Genomic DNA, 410 nt, shown 5'->3' with positions numbered 1-410 from the left:
CATGGCCGCTGCAGCACTCTCTGTCCGTGGCCTCGCCACGGCGCTGGTCGTCCTGCGCGGCGCGCTGATCCGCACCGGCATCGGGGCGCTCATCGTCGGCGCCGGCGAGCTCGTCTACCAGTTCACCCGCCTCGTCTCCGGCGCGGGCGGCTTTGGCGCGGCGATGTCGCTCCTGAAGGACTTGGCCGTCGAGGTCTGGGAGCGGATCAGGATGGGCGCGGCTGCGGCGGGCGCTGCCGCCACGGCGATGTTCTTCGATCTGAAGGCCGATGCCGCCTCCGGCATGCAGAGCGCAATCGAGAGCGTGGTGGCTTTTGGCAACACGGCCGCGAACACTTTTGAGGGTGCCTATGAGGCAATCAAGGCGATCTGGGGAATGCTGCCCGCCGCCATCGGCGATCTCGCGTTTC

1 protein-coding gene is annotated in these 410 nt (G+C 68.5%); it reads left to right on the top strand.

Annotated features, from left to right (window positions below; translation table 11 throughout):
- The coding region (locus tag E1297_RS48805; RefSeq protein WP_209015532.1) for a hypothetical protein at positions 1-410 on the top strand (410 nt) is incomplete at both ends.

The organism is Roseibium sp. RKSG952 (assembly GCF_009711355.1).
Note: the sequence above shows the minus strand (reverse complement) of the source record. Positions and strands in the feature narration are given on the sequence as shown.